The sequence below is a fragment of the Crossiella sp. NPDC003009 genome (genome assembly GCF_053591555.1).
In genome coordinates, this window is the sequence record NZ_JBSFUA010000014.1 from 15,282 (window position 1) to 35,796 (window position 20,515).

General features: G+C 70.6%; 13 protein-coding genes. 3 read left to right on the forward strand and 10 right to left on the reverse strand.

Translation table 11 applies throughout. The features are described 5' to 3' along the window. Positions 1-25 precede the first annotated feature (25 nt). The 3 genes from ACWDY5_RS17660 to ACWDY5_RS17670 form a co-directional block, all read right to left on the reverse strand. Positions 26-1,000, reverse strand: a complete 975-nt coding sequence (locus tag ACWDY5_RS17660) for a carbohydrate ABC transporter permease (protein ID WP_449723245.1) — start codon at positions 998-1,000, stop codon at positions 26-28. Beyond that, on the reverse strand, positions 997-1,857 hold the full coding sequence (locus tag ACWDY5_RS17665) for an ABC transporter permease (RefSeq protein WP_449723246.1): 861 nt from the start codon (positions 1,855-1,857) through the stop codon (positions 997-999). The genes ACWDY5_RS17660 and ACWDY5_RS17665 overlap by 4 nt, the downstream gene beginning before the upstream one ends. An 80-nt stretch (positions 1,858-1,937) precedes the next feature. Further along, on the reverse strand, positions 1,938-3,620 hold the full coding sequence (locus tag ACWDY5_RS17670) for an ABC transporter substrate-binding protein (RefSeq protein WP_449723247.1): 1,683 nt from the start codon (positions 3,618-3,620) through the stop codon (positions 1,938-1,940). Positions 3,621-3,779: 159 nt separating this feature from the next. Here ACWDY5_RS17670 and ACWDY5_RS17675 point away from each other — a divergent pair, with 159 nt between their 5' ends. The 3 genes from ACWDY5_RS17675 to ACWDY5_RS17685 are packed head-to-tail and all read left to right on the forward strand — an operon-like array spanning position 3,780 to position 9,753. Next, positions 3,780-6,632 carry a glycoside hydrolase family 3 C-terminal domain-containing protein gene (locus ACWDY5_RS17675; RefSeq protein WP_449723248.1) on the forward strand — a complete coding sequence of 951 codons (2,853 nt, stop codon included), beginning with the start codon at positions 3,780-3,782 and terminating at the stop codon, positions 6,630-6,632. A gap of 13 nt (positions 6,633-6,645) precedes the next feature. Continuing rightward, a complete protein-coding gene (locus ACWDY5_RS17680) occupies positions 6,646-7,629 on the forward strand; it encodes an acetylxylan esterase (protein ID WP_449723249.1) in 984 nt (327 codons plus the stop codon). 15 nt (positions 7,630-7,644) lie between these two features. Beyond that, entirely contained in the window at positions 7,645-9,753 is a 2,109-nt protein-coding gene (locus ACWDY5_RS17685) for a beta-galactosidase (protein WP_449723250.1), read from the forward strand. Between the two features lie 17 nt (positions 9,754-9,770). Here the strand turns inward: ACWDY5_RS17685 and ACWDY5_RS17690 are convergent, their stop codons facing one another. The 7 genes from ACWDY5_RS17690 to ACWDY5_RS17720 form a co-directional block, all read right to left on the reverse strand. Then, complete coding sequence (locus ACWDY5_RS17690; RefSeq protein WP_449723251.1) at positions 9,771-10,703, reverse strand: alpha/beta hydrolase family esterase; 933 nt, start codon at positions 10,701-10,703, stop codon at positions 9,771-9,773. A 21-nt stretch (positions 10,704-10,724) separates the two neighbouring features. Then, entirely contained in the window at positions 10,725-12,575 is a 1,851-nt protein-coding gene (locus tag ACWDY5_RS17695) for a glycoside hydrolase family 95 protein (RefSeq protein WP_449723252.1), read from the reverse strand. Between the two features lie 58 nt (positions 12,576-12,633). Further along, complete coding sequence (locus tag ACWDY5_RS17700) at positions 12,634-13,713, reverse strand: non-reducing end alpha-L-arabinofuranosidase family hydrolase (RefSeq protein ID WP_449723253.1); 1,080 nt, start codon at positions 13,711-13,713, stop codon at positions 12,634-12,636. 92 nt (positions 13,714-13,805) lie between these two features. Next, complete coding sequence (locus ACWDY5_RS17705; protein ID WP_449723254.1) at positions 13,806-14,774, reverse strand: endo-1,4-beta-xylanase; 969 nt, start codon at positions 14,772-14,774, stop codon at positions 13,806-13,808. A gap of 79 nt (positions 14,775-14,853) precedes the next feature. Next, complete coding sequence (locus ACWDY5_RS17710) at positions 14,854-16,161, reverse strand: glycoside hydrolase family 43 protein (RefSeq protein WP_449723255.1); 1,308 nt, start codon at positions 16,159-16,161, stop codon at positions 14,854-14,856. A 78-nt stretch (positions 16,162-16,239) separates the two neighbouring features. Next, entirely contained in the window at positions 16,240-17,844 is a 1,605-nt protein-coding gene (locus ACWDY5_RS17715; RefSeq protein ID WP_449723256.1) for a glycoside hydrolase family 43 protein, read from the reverse strand. A 19-nt stretch (positions 17,845-17,863) separates the two neighbouring features. Continuing rightward, complete coding sequence (locus tag ACWDY5_RS17720; RefSeq protein ID WP_449723257.1) at positions 17,864-20,113, reverse strand: ricin-type beta-trefoil lectin domain protein; 2,250 nt, start codon at positions 20,111-20,113, stop codon at positions 17,864-17,866. Between the last annotated feature and the right edge of the window lie 402 nt (positions 20,114-20,515).

Here is a 20,515-nt window from a genome sequence, read left to right on the forward strand (position 1 = left end):
GGTCGGGTGTTCCTGCTTCCTGGGCTCAGCCCTTGATCGCGCCGGTGAGCACACCGGTGCGGAAGTGCTTCTGCACGAACGGATAGACGATCAGCAGCGGCACCAGGGTCAGCACCACCACCGCCATCTGCAGCGACAGCGGCGCGGTCTGGGCGAACTGGGTGCCGAAGCCCGCGTTGACCGAGCCGGGTAGTCCGTTGCCCCGGTTGACGTAGGTGAACAGCACGTACTGCAGCGGCCACTTCTCCGCGTCGGTGGGCATGTACAACATCACGTTGAAGAAGGAGTTCCAGTAGCCGACGCCGTAGAACAGCGCCATCACCGCGGTCACCGCGCGCGAGGTGGGCAGCACGATGGACCACAGGATCCGCCACTCCCCCGCGCCGTCGATCCGGGCCGCCTCGATCAGGTCGGCGGAGGTCGAGGAGTAGAAGGAGCGCAGGATGAGGATGTTGAACACCGACACCGCACTGGGCAGGATCAGCGCCCACCACTCGCCGTAGCCACCGAGCCCGGTGACGACCAGGAAGGTCGGGATCAGGCCGCCGCTGACGAACATGGTGATGATCAGCAGGATCAACACGAAGCGGTGCCCGAACGAACCGGACCTGGACAGGCCGTAGGCGCACAGGATCGACACCACCAGCGAGACCACCGTGCCGATCGCGGTGATGCCGAGGCTCACCACCAGCGCTGAGCGCACGGTCGGGTCTTCCAGCATCACCCGGTAGGCCTCGAAGGTCAGGCCGTCCGGCCAGAGCACCAGCCCGCCCGCGCGGTTGACCGCGGCCTGGGTGGACAGGCTGGTCACCACGATGATCCACAGCGGCACCAGCATGACCAGCATCAGCCCGCCGAGGGTGATCCCCTTGGCGGTCTGGCCGACGGCCGTCGGCGGCTCCTCCCACCGCGGGCGGGTGGACCGCTTCTTCCGGCGCGGCGCCGATCCGGTCGCGCCCGCGTCCCCACGCGTGCGTTCGATCGTGAGTGTGTTGGTCATTTCCGGTACAACCCGTCTTCACCGAAGGCGTGCGCCAGCTTGTTCGCGCCCCAGATCAGCAGCAGCGAGATGACGCTCTTGAACAGGCCTGCGGCCGCGCCGTAGCTGTAGTTGCCGGTGGCGATGCCGTAGTAGAAGGCGAAGGTGTCCAGCACGTCCGCCGCGTCGTGGCCGACCGCGTCCCGTTGCACCAGGAACTGCTCGAACCCGACGGTCAGCGCGTTTCCCAGGCGCAGCACCAGCATCAGCACGATGACGCCGCGCAGGCCGGGCAGGGTGATGTGCCACATCCGGCGCCAGCGACTGGCGCCGTCGGCCGCGGCCGCCTCGTACAGGTCGGTGTTGATGGCGGCGAGCGCGGCCAGGAAGACGATGATCCCCCAGCCCGCCTCCTTCCAGATCGCCTGCGAGGTGACCAGGAGCGCGAAGGTGTCCGGGTTGGTCATGATGTCCCAGGTGCCGATGTCGTTGCCGCGCAGGAACTGGTTGAGCGCGCCGGCACCGCCGAGCATCTGCTGGAAGATCGTGATGGCCAGCACCCAGGAGAAGAAGTGCGGCAGGTAGACCACGGACTGGATGAAGTTGCGCAGCCGTTGGGACAGCAGCGAGTTGAGCAACATCGCCAGCGCGATCGGCACCGGGAAGAACAGCACCAGCTGGACGAAGCTGAGGTAGAGCGTGTTCTGCAGCGCCCCCCAGAACAGCGGGTCGCCGAAGAGTCGCTGGAACTGGTCGAAGCCGACCCATTCACTGGCCCAGACCCCGGCCAGCGGGTCGTACTCCTGGAACGCGGTGACGATCCCGAACAGCGGCACGTAGTTGAAGACCAGCAGCAGGAGCACGGCGGGGACCGTCATCAGCAGCAGCGACCGGTCCCGCCGCAGCCTGACCCGCCAGCTCAGCCTCGGTCGTGCCGTGGGGGGCGCTGGTGGCGTGCTCACTGCCCGGTGCCGTACTTCTGCAGCACGTTCTCGGTCATCCACTGGGTCAGCCGGTCCCCGCCGCCGGTGGACTTCCAGCTGGCGATGGCGGCCTGCACGTCGGCGACCTTCTTCTTGCCGTGGTAGCAGTCCTTGACGGTGTCCTCGACGGACTGCGCGGCGAATGCCGAGGCCTGCGCCTGCGGCATGCTGAAGTTCATGTTCCAGAAGACCGGCTTGGCCAGCGCCTTCATGTTGGCGGCCTGCCAGCTGGTGTAGTCCCTGGTGACGACCTCCCCGCCGGGGTTGCTGATCACCGAGGCCGGGCTGGCCAGGAACGGGTAGGTCTGCGCCTGGACCATCTTCTTGCCCTCGTCGGTGAAGGTCGGCACCCCGTTGACCATCGTGTGGTGCGTGCCCTCGGCGCCGTAGTTGACCATCGTGTACTCGGCCGACCCGTACGGCGCGGCCAGGTAGTTCGCCACCGCCAGCAGCTCTTCGATCTGCTCGGGCTTGAGGTTGATGTTGAGGTAGCTGACCTGGTTGGTGGAGGGGCCCTGGTAGATCACCGGCTTGCTCTTGCCGTCGGCGGCGAAGATGTCGAACGCGCCGCGCCGGTAGTCCCGGTTCGCGGCGCCGCCCGCCTGGTGGTCGGTGAGGTTCCACGCCCCCTGGCCGCCGCCCTGGATCAGCGTCTTCCCGCTGTAGAAGCGGGTGACGGCGTTGACGTTGTCGCCGGCCAGCGCGTCGGGGTGCAGGTAGCCGGAGGTGGCCAGCCGGTAGTTCCAGTTGAGCGCCTCCAGGTACTCCGGCGTCTCGTAGGCGTGCACCAGCTTTCCGTTGTCCACCCGCCACTTCAGCGGTGCGCCGAAGGCGGTGTAGATGTAGGTCCACACGTCGTCGAAGGCCCACACGCCGCGCTTGGCGTCGGTCAGCTCCTTGCCGAGGTTCATCAGGTCCTCGGCGGAGGTCACCTCATCGGCGCGGATACCCCTGGCCTCGAACACGTCGCGCCGGTAGTAGATCAGGCCCGCGACCTGGAAGCCGGTGGAGAAGGAGGGGATCCCGTACAGCTTGTCGCCCCAGACGCCGGTCCGCCAGGCGCCTGGGGACAGGGCCGCGAGGTTGGGGTACTTCTTGACGTTGTCGCCGGAGAGGTAGGGCGTCAGGTCCGCCAGCTGCGTGCCGGCCAGCCCGCCGACGTTGAAGTTGGGGTTCCACCAGGCGGGCAGCTGGATCCAGTCGGGCAGCTTCTTGGCCGCGGTCATGGTCGGGACCATGGTGGCGTAGTTGTTGCCGTCCGCGGGCCGCATGGTCAGCTCGACGCCCAGCGCCTTGTGCATGGCCTGGTAGAAGGAGTTCCCGGCCGGCGGCACGGTGCCCCACAGCGGCGTGACCGCGGAGTACTTGCCGCCCTTGCCCGGCACCCCGTTCACGGTGGTGACCCGGTTGGCCGGGTAGCTGAGGAAGCCGGGGTCGGTGAAGGTGTCCGGGCCGCCGATCACGGAAGGGATGTCCGGCTTGATCGCGGTGTTGGGCACGTGCGCGGGCAGCGCGGCCTTGAGACCGGCGTCGGTGTTCGTGCCGGCCCGCTGCTGCGGGCCGCCGCCGCAGGCCGACAGCAGCGGGCCGGCCGCGATGGCTCCCGCGACCGAGGCGGCGGCGGTTAAGAAGTTCCTGCGGTTGATCTCGATACCCATGGCGGAACCGATCCTTCGTCATTGAAGTGTCGAAGCGCTTAAACGGATTGGGGGGAGAGTAATGACTTGACACCGTCGTAACAAGACGTTGACAGGTAAAACCCCTGCATGCCAATGTCGAAGCGCTTCAACACAGCATCCGACCTGAGGGGTTGCTCCGTGAGTTCTGAGTCCGACTCCGCCATTGAGCGGCTGCCGTTCCGCGACCCCGCGCGCCCCACGCGCGAGCGCGTCGACGACCTGCTCGGCAGGCTCACCCTCGATGAGCGGATCGCGATGCTGCACCAGTACGCGCCCGCCGTGCCCCGCCTGGGTCTCGGCCCGTTCCGGACCGGGTCCGAGGCCCTGCACGGGGTCGCCTGGATCGGCCAGGCCACCGTCTTCCCGCAGGCGGTGGGGCTGGGCGCGAGCTGGGACGAGGAACTGGTGCGCCGGGTGGCCGAGGCCACCTCGGTCGAGCTGCGGGCCTTCCACCACCACCGCCGGCCCGCGATCGGCGCCGGCCCGCACAGCCTGCAGGCGTGGGCGCCGGTGCTGAACCTGCTGCGCGACCCGCGCTGGGGACGCAACGAGGAGGGCTACTCCGAGGACCCGGTGCACACCGCCCGGGTCGGACTGGCCTTCTGCCAGGGCCTGGCCGGGGGCCACCCGCGCTTCCTGCGCACGGCGCCGGTGCTCAAGCACTTCCTGGCCTACAACAACGAGGACGACCGCTGCGTCACCTCCTCCGGCCTGCGCCCCCGGGTGCTGCACGAGTACGACCTGGCCGCCTTCCGCCCCGTGGTGGCGGCGGGCGCGGCCACCGGCGCGATGGCCGGCTACAACCTGGTCAACGGCCGCCCCTGCCACGTCAGCCCGCTGATCAACGAGGAGCTGCGCCGCTGGGCCGAGCCGACCGGGCACGAGCTGTTCGTGGTCAGTGACGCCGAGGCGCCGTCGAACCTGGTCGACCCCGAGCACTACTTCGCCGACCACGCCGAGTCGCACGCCGCCGCGCTCAAGGCAGGCATCGACAGCTTCACCGACCACGGCGAGGACAGCGCCACCCCGGTCGGGCGGCTGCGCGCGGCACTGGAGCGCGGCCTGCTCGAGGAGGCCGACGTGGACCGCGCGGTCCGGCGGCAGCTGGAGATCCGCTTCCGGCTCGGCGAGTTCGACCCCGAGCTGGACCCCTACGCCGCCATCGGCCCCGAGGTCATCAACTGCCCCGCGCACCAGGCGCTCGCGCTGCGGGCGGCCACCGAGTCGGTGGTGCTGTTGCGCAACAACGGGTTGCTGCCGCTGGACGCGGCCAAGACCCGGCGGATCGCGGTGCTCGGCCCGCTGGCCGACATGCTGTGCGAGGACTGGTACAGCGGCACCCTGCCCTACGCGGTCACCGTCGCCGACGGCCTGCGGGCGGCGCTGGCCGGGCACGGCGGCGAGGTGGTCGTGGCCGACGGAGCGGACCGGATCGCGTTGCGCGCCAATACCACCGGCGAGCTGCTGGGCAAGACCGCCTTCGACGTGCTGGACTGGGGCGACGGGGTGCTGACCCTGCGCTCCGCCGACACCGGCCGCTACCTGAGCCTCAAGGACGGCGACGCGCTGGCCGCCGACCAGGACCTGATCAAGACCTGGGAGGTCCGCGAGACCTTCCGCCTGGAACCCGATCCGGCCGGCGCGGACACCGTGCTGCTGCGCAATGTGCTCACCGGCCGCTACGCCGTGGTCGATCCCGTCGACGGCCGGGTAAGCGTCACCGCCGAGACCCCGGCGGAGGCCGAGCACTGGCAGCGGGAGCTGCTGCGCGACGGCGCGGCCGAGGCCCTGGCCGCCGCCGAGGCGGCCGACGCCGCGGTGGTCGTGCTCGGCAACCACCCGCTCATCCACGGCCGGGAAACCGAGGACCGCAAGGGAATCGCGCTGCCCGAGGCCCAGGAGTCGTTGCTGCGCAAGGTCGCGGCGGCCCGGCCGGAGACCGCGCTGGTCGTGATGAGCAGCTACCCCTACGCCCTGGACTGGGCCGATGAGCACCTGCCCGCCGTGGTGTGGACCTCCCACGGCGGGCAGGAGTCAGGCCACGCGCTGGCCGCGGTGCTGCTCGGCGCGGCCGAGCCCAGCGGACGGCTGCCGCAAACCTGGTACCGCGGCGGGGACGAGCTGCCGCACCCGCTGGACTACGACATCATCAAGGCGGGCTGGACCTACCAGTACCACCGGGCCGCGCCGCTGTACCCCTTCGGCCACGGCCTGTCCTACACCGAGTTCACCTACGGGGACCTGAAGCTGTCCTCGGACACCGTGGCCCAGGACGGTTCGGTCGAGGTCTCGGTGACGCTGACCAACACCGGCGCCCGGACGGGTTGCGAGGTGGTCCAGCTCTACGTGCAGGCGCTGAACGCCCGGTACCAGGCGCCCCGGCTGCGGCTGGCCGACTTCGCCAAGGTCTGGCTCGTGCCCGGTGAGAGCGAGGAGCTGACCTTCTGGCTGCCCGCCGAGGCGCTGGCGCACTGGGACGTCACCACCGGCGCCTTCACCGTCGACCCCGGCGGGTACCGGGTCCTGATCGGCCGCTCCGCCGAGCACGTGGTGCTCCTCGCCCCGCTCACGGTCACTGGCACGGCCCCGGCCTGCCGGGCAGGCGTGGACCGGCGCATCGCGGCCGTCGACTTCGACGACTACGCCGGCATCAGCCTCGTCGACGCCACCCGCACCACCGGCGACGCGGTCACCCCGGCGGACCCGGCGGAGCCCGCGACGCTGTGGTTCCGCTCCGTCGACCTCTCCGGCGCCTGCCGGGTGGAGGCCGAGGTCTCGCGGACGGAGGACGATCCGGACGAGGCCCGGCTGGAGTTCCGGGCCTCCGACCGGCTGCTGGCCTGGATCACGGTGCCGGTCACCGGCGACCGCTACGCCTGGACGAACACCGCGGCCGAGCTCCCGGCGGCGCTGGAGGGTGTGCACGACCTGCAAGTGTTGCTGCACGGCGATTTCCGGCTCACGGCCTTCCGCTTCAGCCCGCAGGCCTGAGACCGGAGGAACCATGCCCTTGACCGACCTCGCGCTCGACGAGCTCACCCGCTACCGCCCGGACTCCCCGCCACCACCGGACTTCGACGCCTTCTGGGACCGCACCCTGGCCGAGGCGCGCGCCCGCGGCGGGGCGGTGCGGGCCGACCGGGTCACCGAGGCGCACCTGCTGCGCACCGTCGAGGTGGACGACGTGCGCTTCCCCGGCTGGCAGGGCGAACCGGTGGCCGCCTGGCTACTGCGGCCGCGGGACGCCGAAGGGCCGCTGCCGGTCGTGGTCACCTTCATCGGCTACACCGGCGGCCGCGGGCTGCCCACCGACCACCTGCTGTTCTCCGCCGCCGGGTACGCCCAGCTCGTCGTGGACAGCCGCGGCCAGGGACACGACACCCCGGACCGCGATCCCGGCGGCGGCACCCAGTGGGCCAAAGGTTTCCTGACCCGCGGCATCGACTCCCCCGAGCACTACTACTACCGGCGGCTGATCACCGACTGCGTCCGCGCGGTGGACGCGGTGGGTGAGCTGCCCGGCCTGGACCCGGAGCGTGTGGTCGTCGCCGGCGGCAGCCAGGGCGGCGGCCTCGCCCTGGCCGTCGCGGGCCTGGCGCGGGACCGGGTGGCGGCCGTGCTGCCGGATGTGCCGTTCCTGTGCCATTTCCGCCGCGCGGCCGAATGCAGCGGCGAGGGCCCGTACCAGGAGCTCGCGGAGTACCTGCGCTGGCACAGCAGGCACAATGTCGAGCCCGCTTTCACCACCCTGTCCTACTTCGACGGCGTGCACTTCGCCCAGCGGGCCGCCGCGCCGGCGCTGTTCAGCGTCGGGCTGATGGACCCGATCTGCCCGCCATCCACCGTCTACGCCGCTTTCAACCACTACGCGGGCGCGGACCGCGGCATGACCGTGTGGCCCTTCGCCGACCACGGCGGCGGCTACGGCTCCAACCCGGCCGTGCAGCTGGCCTGGCTGCGCCAACGCGGCCTGGTCCCGCCCCGCTGACTGGAGGTTCCACTCATGGCGGTCCTGCCGGCCCGCGTCCTCTTCGGCGCGGCCTACTACCACGAGTACCAGCCCCACGACCGGCTCAAGACCGACCTGGACCTGATGGCCGAGGCGGGTTTCACCGTCATCCGGGTCGGCGAGTCGGTGTGGTCGACCTGGGAGCCGGAGAACGGGAAGTTCGACCTGGACTGGCTCCAGCCGGTGCTCGACGGCGCGCAGGAACGCGGCATCGCCGTCATCCTGGGCACCCCGACCTACGCGGTGCCGCCGTGGCTGGCCCGGCAGTACCCGGAGATCGCCGGGGAACACGCCACCGGGCAGCGGGTCGGCTGGGGCGCGCGGCAGGAGGTCGACTTCACCCATCCCGCCTTCCGGCACCACGCCGAGCGGGTCGTCCGCAAGATCGTCACCCGGTACGCCGAGCATCCCGCCGTCATCGGGTTCCAGGTGGACAACGAGCCAGGGGTGCACCTGCTGCACAACCACGGTGTCTTCCAGCGTTTCCTGGACCACCTGCGTACCACCTACGGCGATGTGGAGACGCTCAACCGCGAGTGGGGCCTGGTGTACTGGTCGCACCGGCTGACCACCTGGGCCGACCTGTGGACCCCCGACGGCAACGCGCAGCCGCAGTACGACCTGGCCTGGCGGGACTTCCAGGGCCGCCAGACCACCGAGTTCATCGCCTGGCAGGCCGGGATCGTCCGCGAGCACGCCCGCGCGGAGCAGTTCGTCACCACCTGCCTGCACTACCCCCGTCCCGCGCTGGAGGACCACGAGGTGAACCGCGAGCTGGACGTCACCGCGGGCAACCCGTACTACGAGATGCAGGACGCGCTCGCCCTGCCGGACCCCGCGCCGGAGCGCGAGCAGGGCTGGCAGGCCGTCGGCGTGTGGGCGCTGTTCCAGGCCGCGGACCGGATGTTCTCCTCCCGCCAGGAACCGTTCCTGGTCACCGAGACCAACGCCGGCAACATCGGCCCGGCGTGGGACAACCGGCCCGCCTACGACGGCCAGTGGCGGCAGGCCGCCTGGGCCATGGTCGCCCGCGGCGCGCGGATGATCGAGTACTGGCACTGGCACACGCTGCACTTCGGCGCGGAGACCTACTGGGGCGGCGTGCTGCCGCACAGTGGCAGGCCCGGCCGCGTCTACGCCGAGGTGGCCAGGCTGGGCACCGAGCTGGGCATCGCCGGGACGACCGTGGCCGGCATCGAACCGGACGCCGACCTCACCATGGTCTACTCGAACCAGAGCAAGTGGCACCTGCGGAAGTACCCTCCACTGTCCACATCGGACGGAGAGCCGGACGCGGGCGCCTACGACCGGATCTTCGACAGCTTCTACCGGGGCGCCTTCGACGCCCGCCGCCAGGTGCGCATCACGCACATCCGGCAACTGCTGGAGTCGGCCTCGCCGGAGGAGGCGGCCGGGCGGCACCCCGTGCTGGTCGTCCCCGCGCTGCACATCGCCGGGGACGCGACCCTCGACTGGCTGGCCGCCTATGCCGCGGCGGGGGGGCACCTGGTCCTCGGCCCGCGCACCGGCTACGCCGACCACGAGGCCAGGGCCCGGCCCGAGCCCGCGCCCGGCCGTCTGGTCGAGGCCGCCGGTGTCCGGTACGAGGAGTACAGCAACCTGGCGCGGGACCTCCCGGTGCGCACCGCCCCGGGCGCACCGTTCGAGCTGCCCGCGCAGGCCACCGCCACCCGCTGGCTGGAGGGGCTCACCGTGCTGGACGCCGAGGTGCTGGTCGGCTACGACCACCCGCACTTCGGGCGCTGGGCCGCGGTCACCACCCGCCACCACGGCCAGGGGCGGGTCACCTGCGTCGGCACAGTGCCCGGACGAGACCTCGCCCGGGCACTGGCCGAGTGGCTGGCGCCCACACCACGCGGCGGGTGGACGGACCTGCCCCCGTCGGTCACCACGACCACCGGCACCTCAGCCGAGGGCGACCGCGTGCACGTGGTGCACAACTGGAGCTGGGAGCAGGTTCAGGTCACCGCTCCGGTCGAGCTGACCGACCTCCTGGGTGGCGGGTCCAGCCCGGCCGGTACCCCGGTTCACCTTGGCAGCTGGGACGTGCGGGTGTTCACCGGACCGGCGACAGGTCGTTGACGACCGGGTTCAGCGGGTCACGGCCTGCCCGTGGTGAAGAACCGCCACACCTCGTTCTTGACCCAGCTCCTGGCGCCACTCTCGCACCCGGCGCACCCGTCGACGGGTCCCTGCTGGTGCCCGCCGTCGAAGGCGGCCCACACCACCGGGAACCCGGCCCGGCAACCCGAGTAGGTGGTGGTGATGTGGGTTCGGCTGCCCCGCGCGGGCTCACGCGGGTTCTGCGCGGTGCAGCCGTTGTTGCGGACGAACCGGTCCCGCAGTCCCCGGCCCGCGCCGATGTTGTCGGAGATGCCGTGGATGCCCATGTAGGCGAAGGGCTGGTTGCCCCCGGCGCACCCGCTGATCTGCCCGGGAGTGGCGATGGCCGCGACCGCGCGGAAGACGTTCGGCCGGGAGCAGGCCAGGGAGTAGCTCATCGCGCCGCCCCAGCTGAAGCCCAGGGCGAAGCGCTGGCCCGGATCGACGCAGAGGCCGTCCTCGATCCGCTTGATCATGTTGTCGACGAAGGTCACGTCCTCGCCGCCGGCGTTGCCCCAGCCGCCGCCCAGGCCCTGCGGCGCGACGAAGATCGCGCTGTTGTCGGCCAGCCGCCGGAGCCCGTAGTGGGCGTAGACGTCACCGTCGCTGCCGCCGCCGGCGACCTGCTGGGCGGTGCCGCCCCGCCAGTGGAAGCCGAAGACCAACCGGTAGCGGCGGTTCGGGTCGTAGTTGCCGGGGACGCTCAGGATGAAGCTGCGGTTCTTGCCGCCGCTCTGGATCGTGTGCGTCCCGTTCTGGAGTGTCGGCGGCCTGCCACAGGCCGCGGGGGCCGCCTGACCCTCCGCCGCCGCCACGCCGGTGTCGGCGGTGACACCGGCTCCGGCGAAGGCCAGTGCGGCGGCGGCGAGCAGGGCCCACCGTCGCCGGCCCGGTAGGCGCCGGGGCCGTTGCTCTGCTGAGTTGGACATCGTTGTCTCCTCTGCTTGGTGTCAACGCGCGGATGCGCGGTAGGTGTGGCCTGCCTGGGCGGTGAACTCGACCAGGTCCGGCTCCGGCCGCCGGGGCTGGACCTGGACACCGCCGGTCTCGTCGCGGAGCTCGAAGCCGCCGGTGAACATCCGGCTGCGGACCCGCACCGCTCCGTCGCGGTCGGGGGTGACGGAGAGCTGCTCGATTCGGCCGCCGCGCCAGCCGGCGCCGACGGTGTGCCCGCCACGCCCGCGCAGCCCCTGGACACTGCCGGCCGGCCAGGCCGGTGGCAGCGCGGGCAGCAGGTGCAGCTCGCCGTTGTGGCTGTGCAGCCACATCTCCGCGATGCCCGCGGTCGCGCAGAAGTTGCCGTCGATCTGGAACGGCGGGCGCAGGAACTTCAGGTCGCCGGTGAACCGGTAGTGCTCCCAGATCAGCGTGGCCAGCCAGGCGCCGCCGGTCTGCCACATGCCGGCCAGCGCGAAGTCCACCACCGAGGCGCCCCGCCAGCCGTCGGTGTTGTGGTGGGTGACCCAGCCGCGCGCCCCGTACTGGAGCTGTGCCGTGCGCGCGCCGGTGACGGTGAGGTCCTTGATCAGGTCGAACACCGGCTGGTGGCACTCGGCGAGGTTGGTCGGGTGGGCGGGCCAGTAGTTCATCGGCAGGTTGGCGTTGATGGTGTACTTCGACTCCCACGGCGGGTTCAGCTGCTCGTTCCAGATGCCCTGCAGGTTGGCCGGCTGGGTGCCCGGCCGGGAGGAGGAGATCAGCAGGTACCGGCCGTACTGGAAGAGCAGGGCGGCGAACTGCGGATCGGCGACCGCGTTGTGCCGCACGATCCGGACGTCGGTCGGCTGGTCGGCCGCCGCGGTCCGGCCGAGGTCGATCGTGGTGCGCCCGAACAGCTTCCGGTAGTCGGCGACGTGCCGCGCCCGGAGGCTGTCATAGGCGATGCCGTGCGCGGCGACAAGATGCCGCCGGGCGATGCCCTGGTAGTCGCCGTTGACCGTGCGGTAGTTGACGTAGCTGGTGCCGATCGAGATCAGCAGCGTCACACTGGCAGCGCCGGAGACCCGGAGCGTGCCACCGGAGCTGCTGGTGCTGCCGCCCTCCACGACGGCCTTGGCCAGTGCGCGGAACCGGACCGCACCGGCGATGCCCCGGTGGTCGCCGGAGCGGCCGTCCAGGGCGATCGTCGTGCTGTCCGGACTGGACGCGCTCGCCCGCTGCGGGGTGGTGAAGGCTGCCGAGAACGAGATCGAGCCGGGGGTCTCGGCGGTCAGGCGCACCGCGACCACCTCATCCGGCGCGCTGGCGAGCACCTCCCGCCGGTGCCGCACGTTGTTCGCCAGGTAGGTCACCACGGTGGTGGCGGTGGTCAGGTCCAGCCACCGCTGGTAGCCGGAAACCCCGCTCCCACCGGGAAAACTGAGCCGGAGGTCGCCGACCGGCTGGTAGGCCAGCTGACCAGCCGGGTTGCCGAGCATGGTCCGGTTGATCAGGTCCTGGGCCCGCGCCCACTGGTCCTGGAACACCAGCCGCCGGATCTCCGGCAGGGCCGCCGCGCCCTGCGGGTTGCTGTAGTCGTGCGGGCCGCCTGCCCACAGCGTGTCCTCGTTGAGCTGCAACCGCTCGGTGTCGGTGTTGCCGAAGACCATCGCGCCGAGACGGCCGTTGCCGACCGGCAGCGCCCGCAGCCAGTCCGCGCCGGCCGGTTTGTCGTACCACAGCGCCACATCGTTGACCGCGCGCACTTCCGCGGGCGCGACCGACCCGGCACGGGCCTGCGCGGTCCACGCGGCGGAGGCCAGCGTGGCTCCCACACCCGCCGCGCCGAGCTTGAGCGCTTGCCGCCGCGTCACATCCGACATCTCGATCCTCCTGGGTGGCCGCCGCCCCGCACGCCGCACGGGGCGGCGGCCGGCTCGGTCAGCAGGTTGAGTTGGTCTGGGTGAGCAGACCCATCCGCCAGGGCAGCCGGATGTACTCACCACCTGCCCTGGGATCCATGCCCTGGTACACGTACTGCAGCCGGCACGGGTTGATCGTCAGCGTCTGGTCGTTGTTCGCCCGCACCAGCTCGCCGTGACTGATGTCCTGGGTCCAGGCGCCGCCGGGGAAGCTGACGTTGTTCCGCCCGGCGAAGGGCTGGTTCTCCGTCGCGGCCAACGGTGTCCACCTGCCGGTGAGGCTGGGCGAGGTGAAGGACCGGAGGTAGCGCCGCCCGGTGGAGCCGATCGCCTCCTGGATCAACAGGTACTGGTCCCGGCCTGCGACCTTGTACACGTTGGTCGCCTCGAACAGCGCGAACTTCGAGTCCGACAGCACGATCTGGGTGTTGCCGAACCCGTTGGGGAAGTTCGCCAGCGAGGTCTGGGACCGGTAGATGTGGCCGTTGTTGTCGCTGAAGAACAGGTAGCAGTTCGCCGAGTCGCAGATGACCCAGAAGTCGATCCACTGGCCGTCGCCCTTGTTCTGCTGGACGATCGGCGGTTCCTGGGCGATGAAGGTGCGCGGCGCCGACCAGGACCGGGGGTCGGCGGGGTTGGTGCTGGTCGAGTAGGTGGGCGGGGCGGTCTGGTAGACCAGGTACCACAGGTTCTTCGGTGCGAAGTGGAACAGCTGCGGCGCGGCCCGGTACCCGCGGCCGATCGCCGAGGAGGTGTCCAGGTAGGTGTGCCGCGCCGAGGCGGCCTGGGACCAGTCGTTGAACGCGTACTGCACCAGTCCCCAGCCGGACGGGCTGGCCGTGGTCGCGTAGACCAGCCACTGGTTGTTGTGCCGCACCACGGAGAAGTCCTTGACCGCCAGCGCGCCGGCGTGCTGGGCGTCCGGCTTCGGGCCCGCCAGCACACCGCTGGAGGACCACCGGAAGTTCGACGGCAGGTTCGCCGCGGACTTGTCACCGTCGGGGCTGGTCACCTGCTGTTCTCCCTGGGGTTGCGGGCCGGCCGCCCGCGCCTCGGTCGGACTCGCTCCGGCCAGCAGACCGGCCAGCAGGGCAGCCACCGCGGCCACCGCCGTGGGCAGCCTGTTCCGTCTCCGGGTTCTCGCCATGCCAAGCATGTGCGTCTCCTTCCTGAAGGTTCACGCGTGTTGGGTCACCGTCGGTTGTTCAGGGCCGCGAGCGTCGCCTCGTAGGCCGGCTTCTTGTTGCCGCCCCGGTCGAACAGCAGCGGGTTCTCGTTCGCGCGCCAGGAGTCGCTGTCCCTGACGCCCCAGACGGTGATGCCGGTGCACCTCGGCACGCTCAGGCAGGCCCGGACCGTGTTGCCATAGGCATTCGGCGGGGCCTGCGCGATGTCCAGCTCGGTGAGCTGCACGTCGACACCGAGGGCGGCGAAGCTGGCCAGTGTGGTGCGGAAGCTGCCGGGCGCGCCGCCGCTGCCGAAGTGCGCCTGCAGGCCCACGCAGTCGATCGGCACGCCACGGGCCTTGAAGTCGCGGACCAGCCGGTAGACACCCTGGGTCTTGGCCGCGTTCCAGTCCTCGATGTTGTAGTCGTTGTAGCAAAGCTTCGCGCTGGGATCAGCGGCGCGGGCGGTGCGGAAGGCCTGCTCGATGAACCCGTTGCCGAGCACGTCGCGGAACACCGAGGGCCGGAGCTGGCCGCTGCCGCCGTCGGCGAAGGCCTCGTTGACCACGTCCCAGGAGTGGATCTGACCGCGGTACCGCCCGGCGACGGCGTTGATGTGGTTGTTCATCACACCGCGCAAGGTGTTCGCGTCCCGGATGCCGTTGACCCAGCCGGGCAGCTGCGAGTGCCAGACCAGGGTGTGGCCGCGCAGCCGCTGGCCGCGGCTGCGCGCGTGGCCGGCGATCCGGTCGGCGGCGCCGAAGGTGAAGTTGCCGCGGGAGGGTTCGGTGGCGTCCCACTTCATCTCGTTCTCGGCGGTGACCGAGTTGAACTCCCGGTTGAGGATGTTCGTGTACTGGCCGTCACCCAGCCTGCCCGCGGCCACCGCGGCGCCGAAGTACCGGCCGCTCTGGGCCGCCGAGGCGCCCAGAGTGCTTGCCGCGTGGGCCATCCCGGGTAGCACGGCCACGGTGGCGGCCGCGGCGAGCGTCACCGCCGCCGCGCGGGCAAGCGTTTGCCTCCACCGGCTGGGGGAATGCGCTGACTTGGGCATGGTTGTCCTTTCTCGTGGGTCACCTGGTGAACTGCCACCAGTTCAGGTTGAACAGGTAGCCGCTGCCGCCGGTGAACCGCAGGTGCAGGTCCTGCGTCCCGGTCGCGCCACTCACCGGGCAGGACACCGTGGCCCAGTTCTGCCAGCCGCCGGTGCCGGCGACCGCGCACCGGCCGACAAGCGTGCCGTTCGGCCCGCCGAGCCGGAGCTCGATGGCGCCACCGGCCGCGCCCGAGGCCACCCGCGCGGTGAAGGACCGCACGCCGCCGCCGAAGGCGACGCTCTTGACCTTGATCCAGTCGCCGTTCTCGATCCAGCCGACGTTCATCCCGCCCTCGCTCGCGCGTTCGGTCTCGATGCCCGAACCCCACGCGATCGTCTCGGCTTCCTGGCGTGCAAAGGGGTTCAGCACATCAGCGGGCGGCGGGCCGGCCGTGGTCATGGTCATCGTCGGGATCGAGCCGTCGAGGTTGTAGCTGAACTTCTCCACCGCGACCGAGCGGGTGTAGCCGCTGCCGCCGGGCAGCGCGCCGTTGTGGTAGAAGAAATAGCTGCCGCCCTTGAAGTCGATCAGGCCGGGGTGGTTGGTGAAGCTGCGGCCCTGGGTCGGCATGACCGTGCCCCGGTAGGTCCACGGCCCGGTCGGCCCCGGCGCGGTGGAGTAGGCGATGTGCTCAGAGCAGCACTTCGCGGCGTAGACGTTGTAGTACAGGCCGTTGCGCTTGAACACCCACGGCCCCTCCTCGTACAGGGTCGGCCGGTTCGGGTCCCCGGTGCGCGCGCCGAAACCCGCTGGGGTCAGGGGAATCCGGGTGGGACCGCTGCCCGAGTAGGACACCATGTCGGCGTTGAGCTTGACGTACCACAGGTTCGGGTTGCCCCAGTACAGGTACGCCTGGCCGTCGTCGTCGATGAACACGCTCGGGTCGATCTCACCGTTCTCCACCAGCGGCCGCCCGATGGCGTCCCGGAACGGCCCGGTGGGGCTGTCGGAGACCGCCACCCCGATGGCGTACCGGCCGGTCGCGCGGCTGGTCACCGGGACGTACCAGTAGAACTTGCCGTTGCGGTACACGGCCTGCCCCGCCCAGGCGTCGGAGCGGGCCCAGCTGAACGTGGCCAGGCTCAACGGCGAACCGTGGTCGGTCCAGTTCACCATGTCCGCCGAGGACCAGACCCGCCAGTCCTTCATGGTGAAGGTGGTGGAGCCGTCCTCGTCGTGTCCGGTGTAGAGGTAGACGCGGCCGTCGTGCACCAGCGGCGAGGGATCGGCGGTGTAGACGTGCTGGACGATGGGGTTGTCCGCGCTGGCGACGGCGGGTGACATCGCCAGCAGGCAAACGACAGCGAGGAGTGCGAAGCGTTTCACGATGACGCCTTCCTTCGACGGTCGAGCGGGAAGGGGTTACGGGGTGGTCAGCTCGAAGCGCTGGAGGGTGACCGCGCCGCCGAGTGACTGGGTGGCGTGGTTGAAGATGGCGAACCGGTAGCCCATGAAGAAGGTCCAGTTGTGGTTCAGGGTGAACCCGGGTCCGAGCGGGGTGAAGTTCACCCCGTCGGCGCTGTAGGAGAAGCGGGCCTGCCTGCCCGCGCCGGGCCGGACGTCGGCGTTGGCGCGCAACCAGATCCGGCTGCCACCGAAGCCCGCGCCTGCGGCCTCGCGGCCGGTGCCGGTGGTGTTCCAGCTGCCGTCCATGGTGAGGCCGTTGACCATCACCACGCGGTTGCGGCCGCCCTCCCGCTTGACCCCGATCCAGGCCGAGGAGTCGCGCAGCATGGCCAGCCCGGTGCGGTCGCCGTCGCGCATGCCGGCGAGGTCCAGTGCGATCGTCGCGGTCGAGCTCGGGCCGGTGATGCGGTGGGTCAGGGTGTTCCGCGCGGAGTACAGGTCGTTGGTGACCGTCGCCGTCCGCAGCCGCAACCCGTTGCTGGCCGACCACTTCGTGTCGTCGGGGTTGTGGTTCCACTCCCACTCGGGGCCGAGTCCGGGGCCGGGGAAGGTGTCCACGCCGAGCATCGGTTTCAGCGGACGCGACGGTAGCTTCGGGAACGGGTAGTTCTTGCCCCACGCGCCGTTGACCGTCTGGATCCTCGGCCAGCCGTCGGCGGTCCAGGTCACCGGTGCGAGCACCGGCACCCGGCCACCGGGATAGGCGTCGACGAAGGCCAGGTAGTGCCAGTCGCCGTGCTGGGTCCGCACCAGGCCGCCCTGGTGCGGGACGCCGCCGCCCTGGATCGGGCCCGGCATGTCCAGCAGCAGCTGCTGGATCGCGTACGGCCCGAAGGGCCCGTTGGTCGACTTCAGGATGTACTGCCCGTTCGCCGGGCGGGTGAGGAAGATGTAGTAGTCGTTGCCGCGCTTGTAAAACCGGGCGCCTTCGAGGGTGCCGATGTTCGGCGGGGTGCTGAACACCTGCTGCGAGCGCACCTCGGTCCGGCCGTCCGGCGACAGCTGCGCGACGCTGATGTTCTTGTTGCCGTAGGCCACGTACATCGTGTCGTTGTCGTCGATCAGCAGACCGGCGTCGTAGTAGCACTTGTTGATGGTGGTGTGCCGCTGCCACGGCCCCTCGACTGCGGCGGCGGTGTAGATGTGCGTCTTGTCGAAGTCGATACAGCCACCCCAGTAGAACGTGTTGTTGCTCTTGCGGTGGTTGAGGAAGGAGGCCCAGACGCCCCGGACGTAGCCCCGGCCGCCGTTGAGGTCGTACTTGGCGCCGAAGTCCAGCTTCGGCACCGAGTGGCCGGCCACCTCCCAGTGCACCAGGTCGTAGGAGCGCAGGATCGGCGCGCCCGGCGAGTAGTGCATGGTGGAGGCCGAGTAGTAGTAGGTGTCGCCGACGCGGATGATGTCCGGGTCCGCGAAGTCCTGCCACAGCACGGGGTTGTCGTAGGTGGCGCTGGGCTGGGGCACGGGGTTGGCCGGGGCCGCGCCGGTCATGCTGACCAGCAGGCCGAGGGTCGCCGCGATCGCTGGAACCGCGCTGCGCAGTCGTCGTTGACGTGACATCACACTGGCCCTTCCCGGTTTACGCGCGAGCCCACTTCTGGTCGGGTTGGTTGTTGCAGCTCCACAGGACCAGCCGCGACCCGTTGGCGGTGGCGGCCTGGTTGACGGCCAGGCAGAGTCCGGAGTGGACGTTGGTGACCGACCCGTTGGCGTTGAGGGTCCACTTCTGGTTGTCCTGACCGTTGCAGGGCCAGGTGAGCACCCGGGTTCCGTTGGCGGTGCCCCGGTTCTCCGCGTCCAGGCACTTGTCGCCGAAGACCCGCACCTCGCCGCCCGCCCACGTCGTCCACAGCTGGTTCGCCGCGGTGTGGCAGTCCCAGATCACCGCGACCGCACCGGATGCGGTCGATCCGTTGTCGACGTCCAGGCAACGGCCCGATCCGCCGCCACGCAGCCGGGAGGTCGTGCTGGCCAACGGCGTTCCGCCGGAGACCCGGTACACCGCGACGCCGTGCGCGGGCACGTTCGCGCTGATCTCTCCGCTGCTGCCGGAGGTGGCCCCGGTCCACAGGTCGGTCAGCGTGAACGATCCGCCGGTGAGACCGATCTGCGCGGCCGTGGTGCTGATCGTGGCCGCCCCGCCGCCGCGGTTGAACAGGCCGACCGCCACCGAGCCGTCGGCCAGCGGCTTGGCGAAGACCTCGGTGCCGCCGTCGTCGCGGACCCGCCTGCCACCGGCGCCGAGGCGGTCCTGGTTCACCGCGAGCAGCCGGGAGTTCCGCAGGATCGCGCTGACGTCGGCGGACATGGTGCGGATGTCGTTGCCCGCCATCAGCGGCGCGGCCATCAGCGCCCACAGCGCGAAGTGCGCGCGGGACTCGGTCAGTGACAGCCCCGGCCTGCCGACCACCAGCATGTCGGGGTCGTTGAAGTGGCCTGGCCGGTTCTGCGCGGCCAGCGGGGCGTTGATGTCGACCACGTTGCCGACACCCATCGGGTAGCTGTTGACGTTGCCGTTCTGCCAGATGTCGAGCAGGTCCTCGGTGGTGCGCCACAGGTCGGCGACCTGGCCCCAGTCGTACTCGTCCCCGGTGATGGCGTGGAAGCTGTTCGGGTTGATGCTGTAGACGATCGGCCGCCCGGTGGCGCGCAGCGCGTCCCGCATCAGCCGGAACCGGGCGACCTGCTCGTCCCTGCTGCCCTCAGGCGAGCACCAGTCGTACTTGAGGTAGTCCACCCCCCAGGAGGCGAAGGTGCGGGCGTCCTGGGCCTCGTGCCCCTTGCTGCCGGTCTGCCCCGGGTAGTTGCCCACGCGCTGGGCGCAGGTGCGCTCGGTGGGCACCTGGTAGATGCCGAACTTCAGACCCCGGCTGTGGATGTAGTCCCCCAGCGCCTTCATCCCGCTCGGGAACTTGGTCGGGTTGGCCCGCAGGTTGCCCTGGGCGTCACGCTGCGGGTCGAACCAGCAGTCGTCGACCACCACGTACTGGTAGCCCGCCGTCCGCATGCCCGAGCTGACCATCGCGTCGGCCGCCTGGCGGACGGTGGTCTCGTTGACGTTGCAGCCGAAGCTGTTCCAGCTGTTCCATCCCAGCGGCGGGGTGGCCGCCGGGTTGTCCGCCACCGGCGCGCTGGACTCACCGGCGCTCTCCGGTGCCGCCCGCAGCGCGCTGAACCAGGCCGCGGCCATCTTGTCGTGGCCCGCCGCGCTCGGGTGGATGCCGTCGTAGAGGTCAGCGGGGCGCAGCGCGGCGTGCATGTCGACCATGCGCACCCGCTTGCCCGCGTTCACCTTGCTCCGCACGATGCCGGGGATCCTGGCGTTGAACGCGCGCACGTTCGCCTCCTGGCCGGGGTTGGCCAGCGGGATGATCGTGGCGACGAGCACCTCGGCGGCCGGTGCGGCCGCGGTGATGCGATCGAGCAAAGTGGACAGTCGGGACGGCGCGTTCGGCAGGTCGCGGTTCTGCAGCACGTCGTTGGTGCCGATGTGCAGCAACACCGTGCGCGGGGTATGCCTGCGCAGCCAGCCGGTGACGTTGGCCTCGATCTGGTCGATGCGCCAGCCGGGATGCCCCTCGTGGTCGCGGTCCCCCAGACTCGACGGCCCGTTGGCCAGCGACCCCACGAAGTCCACCCGGTGACCGGCCCCGGTCAGCCGCCGCCAGAGCCCGGTCCGGTACGCGCCGGGCACGGCGACGCCCTCGGTGATCGAGTCACCCAACGGCATCACCCGCAGGTCGGCAGCGGGCGCGGCGGGCGCGGCGCTTGCCGGGACACCGGCGACCACCCCCGCGGCCAGCAGGGCTGGGACCAGGACGCCCAGCACCCGCGCAACGCGTCCGCGAACAAACGATTTACCGCGCATGAGAACCCCAATAGGTTCGTACCAGCCGTAATACAACGTTAATGTGAACGCTAACATGACGCTACTCGACTGAACAATGCGTCCATTCCGGGGACCTCATTCGACACCGTGGTCGAATTCATCGAACAGGCTTGTCAGACGGCCTATTCACGGCGCCGGAACGGAATTCTCGGCATTTCGAAACGACTGCGTCCCGAGCATTCAACGCTAATCGGGAACAGGGCAATGCCGCGGCAACTCCGACCGCTGGGCCAGTGCCGCGTTCCCGGTGAATCGGTGGGCCACCCGGCTGGTCACGCCGGTGGCCGCTGCTCGGTCGTGGACTCCTTCGTCGTCGGCGGTGCGGACCGCAGACAACATATG